The sequence below is a fragment of the Nostoc sp. CHAB 5836 genome (genome assembly GCF_020829445.1).
Classification (GTDB): Bacteria; Cyanobacteriota; Cyanobacteriia; order Cyanobacteriales; family Nostocaceae; genus Nostoc.
Window position 1 is genome coordinate 1 of sequence record NZ_JAIVFV010000159.1, and the last position, 15592, is coordinate 15592.

Annotated in this window: 13 protein-coding genes, 2 pseudogenes and 1 riboswitch; of the genes and pseudogenes, 9 read left to right on the forward strand and 6 right to left on the reverse strand. The window is 43.3% G+C overall.

The annotated features are described in order from the left end of the window. Positions 1–55: 55 nt before the first annotated feature. From LC605_RS33115 to LC605_RS24795, 3 genes and pseudogenes are all read right to left on the reverse strand, one after another. Complete coding sequence (locus LC605_RS33115; RefSeq protein WP_229550162.1) at positions 56–1144, reverse strand: RHS repeat-associated core domain-containing protein; 1089 nt, start codon at positions 1142–1144, stop codon at positions 56–58. Positions 1145–1236: 92 nt separating this feature from the next. After that, positions 1237–1440 (reverse strand): annotated as a pseudogene (locus LC605_RS24790) (IS4 family transposase); the annotation flags it as partial. A 199-nt stretch (positions 1441–1639) separates the two neighbouring features. Beyond that, the gene (locus LC605_RS24795; protein WP_229550163.1) at positions 1640–2263 is read right to left on the reverse strand and encodes a hypothetical protein; all 624 of its coding nucleotides are present in this window, start codon (positions 2261–2263) and stop codon (positions 1640–1642) included. Between the two features lie 170 nt (positions 2264–2433). On the opposite strand from LC605_RS24795, the gene LC605_RS24800 reads away from it, so the two are divergent. After that, positions 2434–2655 (forward strand): ribbon-helix-helix protein, CopG family, encoded by a 222-nt coding sequence (locus LC605_RS24800; protein ID WP_229550164.1) that lies wholly within the window; start codon positions 2434–2436, stop codon positions 2653–2655. Between the two features lie 157 nt (positions 2656–2812). Next, on the forward strand, positions 2813–2974 hold the full coding sequence (locus LC605_RS24805) for a hypothetical protein (protein WP_229550165.1): 162 nt from the start codon (positions 2813–2815) through the stop codon (positions 2972–2974). A gap of 266 nt (positions 2975–3240) precedes the next feature. On the opposite strand, the pseudogene LC605_RS24810 reads toward LC605_RS24805, so the two are convergent. Continuing rightward, positions 3241–3489 (reverse strand): annotated as a pseudogene (locus LC605_RS24810) (transposase); the annotation flags it as partial. A gap of 632 nt (positions 3490–4121) precedes the next feature. Between LC605_RS24810 and LC605_RS33120 the strand changes: the two are divergent. Both LC605_RS33120 and thiC read left to right on the forward strand, forming a co-directional pair. Further along, complete coding sequence (locus tag LC605_RS33120; RefSeq protein WP_267868652.1) at positions 4122–4247, forward strand: hypothetical protein; 126 nt, start codon at positions 4122–4124, stop codon at positions 4245–4247. A gap of 134 nt (positions 4248–4381) precedes the next feature. Next, positions 4382–4478, forward strand: a riboswitch (TPP riboswitch). A gap of 10 nt (positions 4479–4488) precedes the next feature. Then, on the forward strand, positions 4489–5862 hold the full coding sequence (thiC, locus tag LC605_RS24815; protein ID WP_229550166.1) for a phosphomethylpyrimidine synthase: 1374 nt from the start codon (positions 4489–4491) through the stop codon (positions 5860–5862). A 254-nt stretch (positions 5863–6116) separates the two neighbouring features. Here thiC and LC605_RS24820 read toward each other — a convergent pair whose 3' ends face one another. Further along, positions 6117–7043 carry a cobalamin-binding protein gene (locus LC605_RS24820; protein ID WP_229550167.1) on the reverse strand — a complete coding sequence of 309 codons (927 nt, stop codon included), beginning with the start codon at positions 7041–7043 and terminating at the stop codon, positions 6117–6119. 199 nt (positions 7044–7242) lie between these two features. Here LC605_RS24820 and recR point away from each other — a divergent pair, with 199 nt between their 5' ends. Continuing rightward, positions 7243–7800, forward strand: a complete 558-nt coding sequence (gene recR, locus LC605_RS24825) for a recombination mediator RecR (RefSeq protein ID WP_229550168.1) — start codon at positions 7243–7245, stop codon at positions 7798–7800. 483 nt (positions 7801–8283) lie between these two features. Here the strand turns inward: recR and priA are convergent, their stop codons facing one another. Continuing rightward, positions 8284–10983, reverse strand: a complete 2700-nt coding sequence (gene priA / locus LC605_RS24830; RefSeq protein ID WP_229550169.1) for a primosomal protein N' — start codon at positions 10981–10983, stop codon at positions 8284–8286. Positions 10984–12107: 1124 nt separating this feature from the next. Between priA and LC605_RS24835 the strand changes: the two genes are divergently transcribed. From LC605_RS24835 to LC605_RS24850, 4 genes are all read left to right on the forward strand, one after another. After that, positions 12108–13280, forward strand: a complete 1173-nt coding sequence (locus LC605_RS24835) for an RpoD/SigA family RNA polymerase sigma factor (protein WP_229550170.1) — start codon at positions 12108–12110, stop codon at positions 13278–13280. A 482-nt stretch (positions 13281–13762) separates the two neighbouring features. Continuing rightward, a complete protein-coding gene (locus LC605_RS24840) occupies positions 13763–14269 on the forward strand; it encodes a GNAT family N-acetyltransferase (protein ID WP_229550171.1) in 507 nt (168 codons plus the stop codon). Positions 14270–14752: 483 nt separating this feature from the next. Then, entirely contained in the window at positions 14753–15088 is a 336-nt protein-coding gene (gene petJ, locus LC605_RS24845) for a cytochrome c6 PetJ (RefSeq protein ID WP_229550173.1), read from the forward strand. A gap of 169 nt (positions 15089–15257) precedes the next feature. Further along, positions 15258–15449, forward strand: a complete 192-nt coding sequence (locus LC605_RS24850; protein WP_229550172.1) for a hypothetical protein — start codon at positions 15258–15260, stop codon at positions 15447–15449. Positions 15450–15592 lie beyond the last annotated feature (143 nt).

A 15592-nucleotide genomic window follows, 5' to 3' on the forward strand; every position in this document is an offset into this window, starting at 1 on the left:
GCCTAGGTTGGGCTGCGCCTACGCAACCCTAAATAGGTGATTTAGCACCCGAATTTTAAGCACCTAACTTTGGAGCACTGCTCCCGTGTCGTGACGGAGCAGGCGAAAGTCCAGGATGAAGTGTTGCATTAGCAAACCCAGCCACCCACTGGTCAGTCAGATTCAGCAAGTCTTCGCCACTGGCTCCATTCAATGCAGATCCAGTCAAATAACCAGCACCAGCACCGACACCTGTTATCGCAGCTAATGTACCAATAATGGAGAAAGCAGCACTCAAATCTGCCATCGTGCTATTATATCCAGTCGGGTCAATGAAATTGACCGGATTGGCATCAGCATACTGATAACTGTTCTGGCTCATCGGGTCATCCATAAACCCAGCAAAGCCATCCTTGGAAATAAACCGCCCTAAATCAGCGTCATAATACCTAGCTCTGAGATAATCTAAACCAGTCTGGCGATCGCGTTGCTCTCCAGCAAACTGATAGGAATTAGAGGAAGTTCCCGTACTAGACAGCAAACGCCCATAAGCGTCGTAGGTATAACTATTAACAACATGCCCCGTCGCATTTGTTAATACGCGAGTAGAACCCAAGCCATCAGTGTGATAGTAATTCTCATTGCCACTGCGATCGCTCTTAATTAAACCCAGTCCGTAAGTATACTCAGCAGTAACTTGACCATTAGCGTCATATTCAAGTAACACCTGAGAAACACCACGCATTGGGTCTACCAAATAGTTGGTTCTTACCCCATCAGCAATACTAACAACGCGATCGCCCGATGCGTCGTAGATATATTGCTGGTGTGAAGTTCCGTTAGTATTAGTAGTGGTAACACCAACCAAACGATTCTCGCCATCGTTAATCCAGTCGTAGGTAACAGTCTGTGTTCCATCACTGCGACTCTTCATAGAGCCATTGTTGTCGTAAGTAAACTGGGTAACTTTAGTTCCTTGAGATAAAGAAGTTAGGCGATTATTGCCGTCGTAAACATAAGTAGTTAGCCCCTCAGCAGAGTCAGTCCTGCTTAAACGGTTGCCAACTAGGTCAAAGGTATAGTCAATAGTGCGATCGCCATTTGTCGAGTCAGTAATTTTCTCTTGAGTGAGTCGGTCGAGATTATCATAAATATAATTAACCACCCGCCCAGAATTTTCTACAACCTGCGTCCGATAACCTACCGCATCTCATCAGTGAGAGGTTAAGATAATTGCACAAATGTCCGTGAGGGTGCAGGAAAAGGCGATAAATCCAGCTTGGAGACTGGTTTTCGGAGCGCTTTGACGACCCCTAAATCTTGATTTTCTTTGGCAGCGAAATACTTAATAGGGTCTTCGGCTGTGCCTTTATCATAGGCAACACTAAAATGGTACAAACCACGAAAAATCATTTCTAAAGAAATGCGGTCAAACGGTAGAGATAATTCGTCAGCAACCGCTATAGCGTTTTGAGGTGCAACTTTGAAGCTCAGAATTTGAATTTTGGAGTTAAAAGCATGACATTTCCAGTTCTGAGCTTTATTTTTGGAGTTCAAAGGCTCAACGTTCGAGCAAAAAGGTTAGATTTCCGAGTTCAGAGGTTGAAAGTTGAGATTTTAAAAGCGATCGCAGAAGCATAATATCCCAAAAGCTCGTTTCTCATGGAACAACATTAAAAACAGCAACAAGGGCAGACTGGCAAAGGACGCGCTTCTGCTCTGCTGCACCCACTACCCACCAAGTACCGCCACTGAATCCGACTTCGCCCAGTTTCACCTCGTTGTTGTAAATGCCATCGTGGAGGATTTCAAAGCCGTATTTCTCGCACTCTTTGAATATCTCCGCCTTGATTGCGTTACCAGTCGTGCTATTCGTGTCTGTAGCGTTTTGTTCCTGGGCTGGTAAAGAACCATCTTTGTAATGTGAGCAGATGTAATGGTGACAAAGTATGTTCGTAGAAGCACGATGGACTTCCTTGTTGTTCACCATTACTACCCAAGGTCGCGTCAGGTCGTCGTCGTAATGGATTGCAGCGATCAACTTATCCCCGGCATAGTATTCGTGGTCGTAAAAGCTGATTTCTATGGGTGTCAGTGCTATGTTCGCTGGGGTGATGAATTTTTCAGGGTGGGCGGATTGGTGAGCGATGATTGCGTTTATCCATGCATCCTTGCAGCGTTTGTCGATTACTTCGACTGTACAAGCGATTTCGCTGTAGATTTGCTTGAGGCGTGCTATGGATTTCTGTTGTAGCCGTTGTTGACTGTAGATAGTGTGTGTCATGATTGGTATTACTCCATCTTTATGGTGGGTGTTTAAAAAGGCGATCGCTAAGTTTGCGAGACTGGCGCGGTCGCCTTTTGTTTTTTGCTACATCTAATCTAATACATATATACACACATCATTAAGTGTGTATACAATGGATTTGGTTGAATATATGTGTAGGTGTTGATATGGTTAAAACGCTAGTGGCGAAAGATTATCGAGTTAAGCCTGGAAAATGGGGTGAAAGCAAGCAACGGGTTCAAATCATGTTGACCCCAACAGCAATTGAGCTTGTTGATGCTATCGCTGAAAAAATGGAACTAACTAGAGCAGAAGTAATCGAGAGATTGATTCGTTCTCAATGTCTCAATATCGAAACTTTAAAAGAGATTGAAGCAGATGAAGATTAAAGATCCTTCTTAAAACAGTAGCTACAACACGACAGTTAACTAATTGTGTCAAGAAATGTAACGCGCAAGGATATAAATAAATGTAAACAAACTAACAAACAACCCCTAACTTTTTAATTAGGTAGGGGAGTAAGCTTCATATAACTTTACAAACGTGATGACACAATTCAATATTTGTCAAGGGCTGTTCTGGTCATATTGCAGCGATCGCCTGATTCATATTTTGATTCAGCAATGCCAATTGACTTCAGCAAACTACTATCGCAAATCTACTGAGACTGCTAATATCAATCTGGAATCCCGTTCTGTACATTTGTAGCAAAATATAGACACTAAACTAACCATTATGCTCTTTAGTATCTCAGACCAATTGAAGAAACGCTTTCATGCAGCTTATGCTTTGCGAGGGCTGAAAATTAACTAAGTAAGTCGGTACGATAAAACCAAGGTATGTTGAGTTTTGTAAAAACCCTGAAACGATTCATTTATAAGCTCTTTGATGACTTTACACTTTGTTGCATAGGTTAATTTTTTAACACCAACTTACTTACGTTGTCGTGTAAATGATTGAGCTATGCCTGAAAACTAATGAAGTGCATTTGTCCAAAGTATAATTATATGTGATGAATCCGCAGTATCTGTTTGGTGAGAGATCAGTACTAGAAATCCAACCTTGAAGATAGGAGGATTCTGAATGTACTGCCGCACCATCGCTTCGTCTCGCCCGACCGTCCAAACAAAGTACCCTCTCGCCCAAAACGACTGCCCATTGAAGTTTCGCCGCCGTCCCAAGTACATCCGCGCGATCGCGATCGCACATTCATTAAGGAGATGTTTTTGCTAGTCAGCTTCCAACCTATAGAGTGCTTTTAAATTAAAGAATTGTAAGTAGTAACAGAAAAAGCTTATTTACATCTGTTACTACTTGCTATCTCTTTGAGATTGAGACAGGTTTCACGGCAAAGCGATCGCTGCCTTCGTAGGGTGCGTTAACGAACGCACCATCTAATTCCGCTCTGAATGACTTGTCAATGAATTGATATTGACCCAAAACAGCCAAAAATAAATACTTTTCAAATTTGGGAGCATTAATTATGTCAATCGAAATTTTTGTAGATCCCAATTTCTCTGGAGGTGGATCAGGTTCTCTCGATCGCGACTATTCTTATGTTGGAGATTTTTGGAATGACAAAATATCGGCTCTTGCGTAATTAGCGTGCTAAATTAGCTAGAAAAATACCTTAAAACCCTTACTAGGCAATCATAACAGTCATTATTCGCTGCCTTTTAGATCGGATTGCTAAAATTTAGGCTATAAGTGCCTGTAAGCCTTGATTTAAAAGCAAATTTATAGACATCTGGTAGAAATTAAATATGTGTTACCCAGAACCCTTGTAGAGACGTGGCAGTGCTACGTCTCTACATTCATTTTCGGAGATGACCAATACATAACATATAGAAAAAAGATGAAAAATTATCCACCAATTCTTGAAGCAAACCCACTACGCCAGCAAGCAGCCGAAAAAGCTTGGCAACTCTTCCTCAAGGAGTATAACTTGCCCGAAGTAGAACCCGTATCGAAAATATTTTAAGTATGATTGCTTATTGACAAATGGTATATGACCTTAAACTCTCACGAATGATATTAACCCGATCGCCAGACTCCGAAAAAACCGCATAAATTGTTAACACCCTTGCCCGCAGACATAACCAAGGTGCTACACTACATCCATGCTAGGGGTGCCTACATAGCCAGGCTGAGATCACACCCTTAACACCTGAGTCTGGGTAATACCAGCGGAGGGAAGCTGTTTATCTAGGAATTTCATCAATATGCGGACAGAATGGGTTGCTAAACGTCGTGGGCAGGGTAATGTATCTCAAATGCACTACGCCCGCCAAGGTGTGATCACCGAAGAAATGTACTACGTCGCCCAACGAGAAAATCTCCCAGATGATCTCATTCGTGAGGAAGTGGCGCGGGGACGAATGATTATCCCCGCTAATATTAATCACACTAACCTAGAGCCGATGGCTATTGGCATCGCCTCTAAATGTAAGGTAAATGCTAATATCGGCGCTTCCCCCAACTCTTCTAATCTTCAGGAAGAAGTTGATAAGCTGAATCTGGCGGTGAAGTATGGTGCTGATACCGTGATGGATTTGTCTACAGGCGGCGGTAATTTGGATGAAATTCGTACCGCCATCATCAAGGCTTCTCCTGTTCCGATTGGGACGGTGCCAGTATACCAAGCTTTAGAAAGCGTCCACGGCACAATCGAGAACCTGACTGCTGATGATTTTCTCCATATCATCGAAAAGCACGCCCAGCAAGGAGTAGACTATCAAACTATCCACGCTGGGATTTTGATTGAGCATTTGCCTTTGGTGAGAAACCGTATCACTGGTATTGTCTCTCGTGGCGGCGGTATTCTGGCGCGGTGGATGTTGCATCACCACAAACAAAACCCCCTTTATACACACTTCCAAGACATTATTGAGATTTTCAAAAAGTACGATGTCTCATTCAGTTTAGGAGATTCCCTGCGTCCCGGTTGCACCCATGATGCTTCAGATGAAGCACAATTAGCTGAATTGAAAACCCTTGGACAGCTAACTCGCAAAGCCTGGGAAGATAATGTACAGGTGATGGTGGAAGGGCCTGGACACGTCCCAATGGATCAAATTGAGTTTAACGTCCGTAAACAGATGGAAGAGTGTTCTGAAGCACCTTTCTATGTGTTGGGGCCATTGGTGACAGACATTGCTCCCGGTTATGACCATATCACTTCAGCCATTGGAGCAGCGATGGCTGGATGGTACGGTACTGCAATGCTGTGCTATGTGACACCCAAAGAACATTTGGGTCTACCAAATGCCGAAGACGTGCGCAATGGGTTGATTGCCTATAAAATAGCGGCTCATGCGGCTGATATTGCTAGACATCGCCCTGGTGCAAGGGATAGAGACGATGAACTTTCTAAGGCGCGTTACAACTTTGATTGGAACCGTCAGTTTGAATTATCACTCGACCCAGAAAGAGCTAAGGAATATCACGATGAAACTTTGCCAGCAGATATCTATAAAACTGCTGAATTTTGTTCAATGTGTGGGCCTAAGTTCTGCCCAATGCAAACTAAGGTTGATGCTGATGCGCTGACAGAATTAGAGAAGTTCTTAGCGAAAGAGGCTGTTGCTCAAAGCTAACAGATTGTCAAGTACCTGACATTTAGTTGGGGAGCATCCCAATGCAAGCTTAAATCTTTGTGCAACTTATTCTTAAAACCCCTCTCCCAACCTCTCCCCGTTTCGGGGAGAGGCTTTGATTATTGCTCCCCAACACTAGTAGGGAAGGGGTTGGGGGTTAGGTTTGAGAGTAAAGTTGCACATGACGTGAAGTCCCTAAGCGAGAGCTATTGGGACGGGTTGAGGTTCGATGCGGAAAAGTTGGTATCGATATTTTACAAAGGTTCCCAACCAGTTCCTTTGTAGCCGTATTCAAAAATTTCTGGATGCAAAATTTCTGCTAAAATTTCTAAAGAATCTACAAGTCGCGGCCCTGGACGATTGAAGTAAGAATTACCATCGGTGATATAGACCCTACCAGATTTGGTCGCGTGCAGTTTTTCCCACTCGGAACGTTGAGTTAACAAATTGGCTTCTTGGCGAGTGCGATTTAAATCAAAGCCACAAGGTATAAAAACAATTACATCGGGATTGGTTGTTAATAGTGTTTCCCACGGCAAGCGACGAGAAGGCTGACCTGTAGCGCAAAATAGAGATTGTCCTCCTGCTAAGTTAACTAATTCCGGAATCCAATTTGCCGCGACCATCAAAGGATCAGTCCACTCGATACAGGCGACAGTAGGCACTTCATTTAAAGAAAGTCCTTGGATTTTTTGCTGACAAATTTTGACACGAGCCTCTAAATTTTCTAGAACTTTTACTGAGTCTACGCTAAAGGTGTTGCCGACTCGCTCAATGTCAGCCCAAATATCCTGAAGAATATTGGGTTGTAAAGAAATAATCTGAGGTTTACTGTCAATGAGTGTGGTAACTGCCTTTTCAACTTCGTCTAAGCTAACAGCACAAACATCGCACTGGTCTTGAGTGAGAATGTGAGTAGGCTGCAACCGCTCTAAAACATCTGTTTTGATTTCATAAATACTAAGAGCAGATTGCAATAAATTGTTGACTTGATCATGAATTTCGCTGCTGGAGGCTTTAGAATTCAAGCGTGCTTGGGTACAAATGGGGCGATTGTGGATTTCTGGAGGGTAATCGCATTCGTGCGATCGCCCCACAATAGCATCAACCAACCCGAGGGCCGCTAAAATCTCTGTCCCACCGGGAATCAGGGAAACAATTCTTACATTACTATCCGTCATCGCTCCACCTCCGCAATAGTTCCCGCTACATTCATTGTCGCAAAATTTGACTCATTACGTATCTTTCTCTAGGAGAATCAAGGGTATTTTGGTAGTCAGCACTAAGCAATAATTAAAAATGTCATCATAGTTAAGGTAAAAACATTCTGGAGACAAGACAACGGTTTACGCACGTCCTTTAGCACGGTTAATTGAGCAATTGCAACGCTTGCCGGGAGTTGGCCCCAAAACTGCCCAACGACTGGCCTTGCATATTTTGAAGCGACCAGAAGCAGAAGTAGAAGCTTTGGCACAAGCTTTAATTGAGGCAAAAAAACAGATCGGCTTGTGTTCTGTTTGCTTTCACTTATCTGCTGAACCTGTTTGTGAAATTTGCCGCAATACCAACCGTGACAATAATACTATTTGTGTTGTCGCAGATCCTCGCGATGTGATTGCGCTGGAAAAAACTCGCGAATACAAAGGCAAGTATCACGTTTTGGGCGGGGTGATTTCGCCAATTGATGGAATTGGGCCAGATCAGTTGACTATACTGGCTTTGCAGCGCCGAGTGAGTCAGCAAAAACCTCAAGAAGTAATTCTCGCAATTAGTCCGAGTGTAGAAGGGGAGACAACAACACTGTATATCGGTCAGCTACTGAAACCATTTACCAAGGTGACGCGGATTGCTTTTGGTTTACCTGTGGGTGGTGATTTGGAGTACGCCGACGAAGTGACTTTGGCCAGGGCCTTGGAAGGACGCCGGGAATTGGATTAAGTAGGTCGACGCAATTAAAAATAACTGGTGATGGCTGTCATTTGTCCTTAGTCATTCGTCATTGGTAAGGGTTTCAAGCCTATTTGCGTTTCGTCACATAGTTTGATTTATTTTCACTGACTTGCTTAAGTTTGTTTGAATGAAAGGGAACAAGGAACAGGGAATAAAGCTGCCCACAAGGGTCGGGGTTTCTACCTCCCCTGAGAGGTTGTTTGAAAAGTATTTGGCTGTATCTTTGCACTTATTGATCCCCCCTAACCCCCCTTAAAAAGGGGGGAACCGGAATCAAACCTTACCGGAACCTTTCCTTCTTTCAACGTTAATTTTGGAACCAACACAAGTACTACGTCTGTACCAGTATTTCCTGGCTAGGGCGTGTTTTCAAACTCGCGTATCCTAATGCATCCCAGGATATTTCAGTGAGCGATCGCTCACTGAACCCCACTCTGACAAAGCTACGCTTTGGGGGGGTGGGGTTTACTATTACATAATATTTATGGGATCTACATCAATAGTTAAACTCACAGATGAAGGACAAAGCGATCGCACTTCTTCCCAATCTGGCAATTGTGGTAAGGCATCGGGGGCAAATTTAATCAATATCTGCCAACGATAACGATTAGCTACTCGTAAAATACTCGCTGGTGCTGGGCCTAATATCTCGAATTCTTCTTCTGTACTCAACGCTGTGGCAATAATTTGCGCCGTATTTTGCACTTGAATGGGGTCAAGACTGCTTAAACGCAACAAAATTAACCGCCCATAAGGAGGATAATTGAGTGCTTGGCGTTGTTCTAACTCAGCTTGAGAAAAAGACTGATAATCGTGCGATCGCACTGCTGTAATTACTTGATGCTCTGTAGTATAAGTCTGCACAATTACTCTACCCGGATCATCACCTCTGCCAGCACGTCCAGCGACTTGAGTCAAGGTTTGAAATGCCCGTTCACTGGCGCGATAATCTGATAAATTTAGCAATCCATCGGCGGCGACAACGCCCACAAGTGTCACTTGTGGTAAATCTAAACCTTTAGTAAGCATTTGCGTACCGACTAATAAATCGGCTTCGCCGTTGGCAAACTGGGTGAGTAGGGTACGATGTGAGCCTTTGTTGCGAGTGGTATCGCTATCAAAACGAATCAAGCGCAACTCTGGAAACTGTCGCGCTAGTTCCTGCGTTACCCGTTGAGTACCGCTACCGAAAAATTTTAGGTAAGGGGAACTGCAATCAGGGCAGAATTTGGGGTGCGATCGCGCATAATTACAATAATGACACCGCAATAATTCCGGCGCTTTTTCTTCGGTGTGGTGATACGCCAGCGATACGTCACAGTGCGGACATCCTAGCACATATCCACAACTGCGGCAAGATACAAAAGTACTGTGTCCCCGGCGATGGATAAATAAAATTCCCTGTTGTTTTCTTTCTTGCAACTGTTGCAAAGCGGCTTGCAGCGATCGACTAAATATAGAACGATTTCCCTGCTGCAACTCTTGCCGCATATCGACTATTTCCACCGGCGGTAAAGGGCGGGAGTTGACGCGCTCAGGGAGGCAGAGGTAGTGGGAGGGATGAGGGGGATGAGGGGGATGAGGGGGATGAGGGGGATGAGGGGGATGAGGGGGATGAGGAAGATTTTGCCCCCCCTGCTCCCTCATCTCCCCCTGCTCCCTCATCCCCCCCTGCTCCCTCATCCCCCCCTGCTCCCTCATCTCCCCCTGCTCCCTCATCCCCCCCTGCTCCCTCATCCCCCCCTGCTCCCTCATCCCCCCCACGCTTACCAAACTCTCCAACGAGGGCGTAGCGGAACCTAACACCAAGGGGCAATCTTCTAATTCGGCTCGCCACTGGGCAACGGTGCGGGCGTGGTAAGTGGGTATGGGGGAGTCTTGTTTAAAGCTGCTATCGTGTTCTTCATCTAAAATAATTAAACCCAAGTTGGGCAAAGGGGCGAAAACGGCGCTGCGAGTACCAATGACAACTTGGGGTTCTCCTGTGAGCATTTGTCGCCAAGTGTCGTAACGTTCACCGTCTGAGAGGGCGCTGTGATAAACGCTGACTTTATTGCCAAAACGGGCACGAAAACGATCAGTTAGCTGGGGTGTGAGTCCAATTTCTGGGACTAAAACCAATGCGGATTTGCCTTGGTTGAGGAGGGGTGCGATCGCTTGCAAATATACTTCGGTTTTTCCTGAACCTGTGACTCCATGCAATAAAACTTGAGCAAATCCATCTAGTGTTTGGATTGTTTCTAAGGCGCTAGCTTGGGCAGGAGTTAAGGATTTGGCGCGATCGCCGACTAATGCTGCGCCCTGTTCTGTTCGCAATACTTCCCGTTCTTCAACAACGATGTAACCCTTTTGCGCCAACGTCTTGAGGATAGAGGAACTAGCATTGCAAATTTGCAACAATTCATTTTGCCACAACTCCCCACCATGTCGCCGCAACACTTCTAAAATCTCTCGTTGGCGAGTAGTTAAGCCGTCGTCGATTGTACCTGTGAGCGTGACTGCTTTTTGCAGCTTTGGTCGAGTTTGTCGTGGCGGTTCTAAGTAGCTTTCTACTAAACCAAATCGCAATAACTCGCGAATTCCCCGATAAGCAGATTTGACTTTTTGTTGGAGGTAGACGAAACTGTAGTCCCCCGTTGGCTGCGTTTGTAAAAGTTCCCAAACTTGCCGCGCAGTTGGAGTCAAAAAAGCCCAAGGATCAGGAGATGCCAGTAAATAACTGCTTTTCCCTGCCCCCTCGCCTCTAACCAGGCGAATACGACGCTGCGATCGCCCCAATAACCCCGGTGGTAGGGCAACCCGGATCACTTGAATCAGGGGCGTATAGTAATATCCAGCGACTCGATTGAGTAATTCCCAATAAGTACTTGGGAAAAACCCAACGCTGACTATATCTTCTACTTCCCGGATTTTTTCTAGTGGTAAATCGACATTTGGTTGTGCCAGTAACCGAATCGCGATCGCTCCTAATTGTTGTGCCCCAAATGGCACGCTCAAAATATCCCCTGGTTTGATTTTTAACTGGGCTGGCAATCGATAAGTAAATAGTCCTGTACTTCCTGGACAATCTACCAGTACTTCAACCCATCGATTAAGGGTTGTATCTGACTTGTACGATTCACTAGCTTGTGCGACCACTAAAGAAGATAAATTTATGTCATTAATATACATAATTACTGATTTTATTTAGTACTCATACTTGATTTTTGAACAAAACTCAGTACACCTTTATTACTTTTTCACTGTTCCCTCTTCCTTGTCTCTACAAGTGATTGATCAATCAAATCGAATTTTTATCATTAGATATTTTCCTTACATAGCTGGTCAAAATCAACCTAGTTAACTACACTCTATCTTTCGCTTTTTTCGACTTAAATTGTATTTCTCACTACTGTTAGTATTCATAATAATTGATAAGTTTCCTCTTATGTAATCTACTAGACAATTTTGTTTCTTCTATACGTGCAATAAATATTTGGTGCCTACCTGACAAATCAAAGCATCTTTGCTAAATCCCCAAAAGTTACTCCAACTACTAAATATGGAGTAGCCTTTTTCCGCCTATCGATAGATATTCAACCCTTTCAGTATATGAGATGCTTTTATACAAACAAGCTCATCCCAATATTTAAGATGTTATTCTTGTAATTTGTATCATGTAGGTAACTTTAAATGAAATCGGTAATGCATAACCAGATCATTAGGTTTTCGTTTTATCCAGTGAGTTCCAACACCAATGACATTAAAAATATTTAGAAAACTATATGAAAGTTTAAGAAATTTGGATGGTTAGCTGATATTTTTATATTTGTTAAGGTTGAGAAAGTTTGAGGGGGATTTGACATATTTGATAATTCAGAAAAAAATGAAGAATATATCTGTTGTGAGCCTGAGAAGAAACTTTTGTTTGGTGCTAAGACCAATTTCGTTCTAGGTTGTTAGGACTTACGCAAAGGGAAGGTCAAACGAACCACAGAGGACGCAGAGATCACGGAGGAATGAGAGTTTAAGAGGATTTTTGCGTAAGTCTTAGTTGTATAAAACCGTAACCCATAAGTGCTACGTGGATGTCAATTTATTACTATAGGAATCGGATTTGATTACGAAATCACTTGTAGAGGGAGGAAACAGGGAACAGGGAAAAAGGAATTAAAGATGTACTGAGTTTTTTCCAAAATCAAGTAGGAGTCCTATATAGATAAATTAGCATCAGTCTGTATTTGGCTATATAAACGGGTGCATCGACCATTAGGGAAAACTACCAAGCCTTAAACGAGTAGCTGTAACTAAATATTATGTACCAAACAAAGCAAAAATCCCTAAAGAAAACTATGAATATTGTTGAATTGGGAAAAATGGAAATACTGGAGAATGCTGCTGATAGTGAAGAACCATCACTCGATAGTTTAAATGCAGTAGCAGAAGAAGAATCTCCAATTGTAGTAGAAAATCCGGAATCAGACGAACGCGATGGAGATGAGATGGCGGCGGCTCGTCCTTCGGGATACAATAAAACCGAGCATGATGATGCTGTCGGCGCGTTTTTTAAGGAAATGGCGCGTTATCCACTCTTAAAAGCTGAAGAAGAAGTAGAGTTAGCACGGCGAGTCAGGTTTGTTGAGGAAGTCAGAGAAATCCAAGCTGCTTTAGAGTTAAAACTGGGACAGGAACCCAGCAAAATAGAAGTGGCTTCCGAGCTAGAAATGACGGAAAAGCAATTAGAAAGTCGCTTGTATCAAGGTAGAGTAGCGAAACGTAAAATGATTCGCTCAAACCTAAGATTGGTAGTATCTATTGCCAAGCGATATCTAAATCGCGGAGTGCCTTTTCTGGATTTAATTCAGGAAGGAGCAATGGGTTTAAATCGCGCTACAGAAAAGTTTGATCCCGATAAGGGATATAAGTTTTCTACTTACGCCTATTGGTGGATTAGACAAGCGATTACCAGAGCGATCGCTAACGATGCACGGACAATACGGCTACCTATACATATTGTTGAAAAGCTGAACAAGCTGAAAAAAGCCCAACGGGAACTCAAGCAAAAACTCTGTCGCAATCCCACCGAAGGCGAAATGGCAGAAACTTTGGAAATTAGTGTGCAACAACTACGCCAGCTACAACAGCTACGGCGACAAGCACTTTCTCTCAACCACCGCGTCGGTAAAGAAGAAGACACGGAATTGATGGATTTGCTAGAAGATGAAGATAACCTGTCTCCAGAAGCAAAAATGAATGAAAACATGATGCGTCAGGAGATTTGGGAAGTCTTGGGTGACGTGTTAACTCCACGGGAGAAAGATGTGATTTCTCTGCGCTATGGTTTGACAACCAGCGAACCCTGTACCTTAGAAGAAGTTGGCAATATGTTCAATCTTTCTCGTGAGCGAGTGCGTCAAATTCAAAGCAAAGCCATGCGGAAATTGCGCCGTCCCCACATAGCTAAACGTTTAAAAGGTTGGTTGATTTAATTACAATGATTCCTTAACGCTGCGCTATCCGTTGTCGCAACCTGACTTTTCCCGTTAAGTCGTGAAACAACTTTCATCTCAAGGGTTTCACACTAGAACTTATTGTCAACAAATTAGTTTTAATGACAATGAACCACGAAAGAATAGGACTTTTGGATAGAGCTAAGTAAGTCGGTGAAAATAAATTAAACTATGTGACGAAACGTAAATAGGCTTGAAACCCTTACCAATGACGAATACTTCTCTACGAGAGGCTCCGCCAACGACTTCGCGGTTCCTGAGCGTAGTCGAACGCGAGTGCGTCCCGCTCTTAAGGGCAGTACAAGTGACTAAGGACAAATGACAGCCATCACCAGTTATCTTTAATTGCGCCGACCTACTTATAGTAAGCTAGGCGCAGCCCGTCGTAGACATCGCCCCCTCAAGGAGATAACGGGAAAAGTCAGATAGACTATAGACTATCAACTATGGACTATAGACGAATGACTTCGCCTAGCAATTTGATTGTGCGTTTTGCTGAACCCGCCGATTACAGCGTACTGTTTAAATTAATTCAGGGGCTGGCAGAGTATGAAAAATTATCTGACGCGATCGCTGGCAATGCTCTGGCCCTTAAAGAGCATTTATTTGGTTCACGGAGGTATATAGAGGCGATATTAGCAGAATCTGCGGGTCAAGCTATTGGTTTTGCCTTATTTTTTCATAATTATTCAACATTTCTGACTAAGCCAGGAATTCATCTAGAAGATTTATTTGTTTTACCAGAATATCGTAGGCAAGGTATTGGTAAGGCTCTTTTGACTAAAGTAGCTCAGATAGCTGTAGAACGTGATTGTGGGCGGTTAGAGTGGAGTGTCTTGGATTGGAACGAGTCAGCCCAAGCATTTTACCATAGTATGGGAGCATCTATATTAGATGATTGGCGAATTTGTCGCGTTACAGAAGATGTGCTGATTCAGCTAGGATCTGTTAAAAGAATTCATAATTGATAATTAGGCTCCTGTGGTAAGAGCGCAAGGCTTTGCGCATTGGTGTCAACAAAAGCCTAGAAATCCCTATCTGTTGGCTTCGTTACCCGCCTTGAACTAAAGTTCTTTGGCTTTTAGTTAAAGTCATCTAAAGATGAGTAAAAATTTTTGGGAATATTTAGTCATCAACAGAAGACTTTTGCTATATAGTAAGGAACTTCAGTTCCTTGCGGGACATAACTTTTACGTTAAGTTGACACCTATGGGCCTTGCTGACAATTCAGGTTATGTGGAAAAGTCCACCAAAAACCTAACCCCCTAACCCCCTTCCCGATGCGGGAAGGGGGAAAATCAAAGTCTCTCTCCTTAACCCTAGAGATTCAAAATCCAAAAACTTTCAAGGGAAGTTTGACAGCTTGTCGTTTGACTATGGCAGCAGCTCAACTGACAATTATGGAGGATATTGCACCGAATAAGCCGTTATTGCAGAGAGAACACGACGAAATGAAAAAATTGATTACAGTAATACTGTTAGGCATAGCAATCTTCACCTTTGCCTTCAGCAGTCCAGCTTTGGCAGGAGATGCTGCTGATGGGGCTAAAGTATTTAGTGCCAATTGCGCCTCTTGTCACGCAGGAGGTAAGAATCTAGTTAATGCTGCCAAAAGCCTGAAGAAGGCGGATTTGGAAAAGTATGATATGTACTCAGCAGAGGCAATTATTGCCCAGGTTACAAAAGGTAAAGGTGCTATGCCCGCCTTCGGCAAACGTTTGAAGCCTAACCAAATTGAAGATGTAGCTGCTTATGTGCTTTCACAAGCAGACAATGGGTGGAAGTAGGTTAAAGTCTAACTTCAAGAACTAACAATTTGCGGGGCTTTTTGTCCCGCGGATTTTGTGGCTGCCGAAATTCTCAAATAGGATGCTTATACCAATTTTGGATTAAGAGTCTTGACAAAGAGACTGTTCCAAGAACATCAAATAATACTACCTATCCTAATTTGGTATTATGAGTTATTTCTGGCGATTATTTTTCAGTGTAATTGTTGCTTTACCTATTGCTTTTTGGACTTTACCTGCACATTCTTCACCCATTTTAATTACTCAAATCACAGCGAGTGACTTCTTGGAGTTAGGTGTAGATCAGATGCAGCGCAGTGATTACCAGCCAGCAATAGAGAATTTTAGAGAGCATTTATAAAGTAAACCTTAAATTATCGGGTGCGTTAAAGCTCTCGTGTACGGCACCTGGAGATATGGTGCCCTGCGGCTAAATTAGACTTTCTCAAACCCTCAAATTCCTACACAGCCGTAACACACCCTACTTAATATTTACTTTATAAA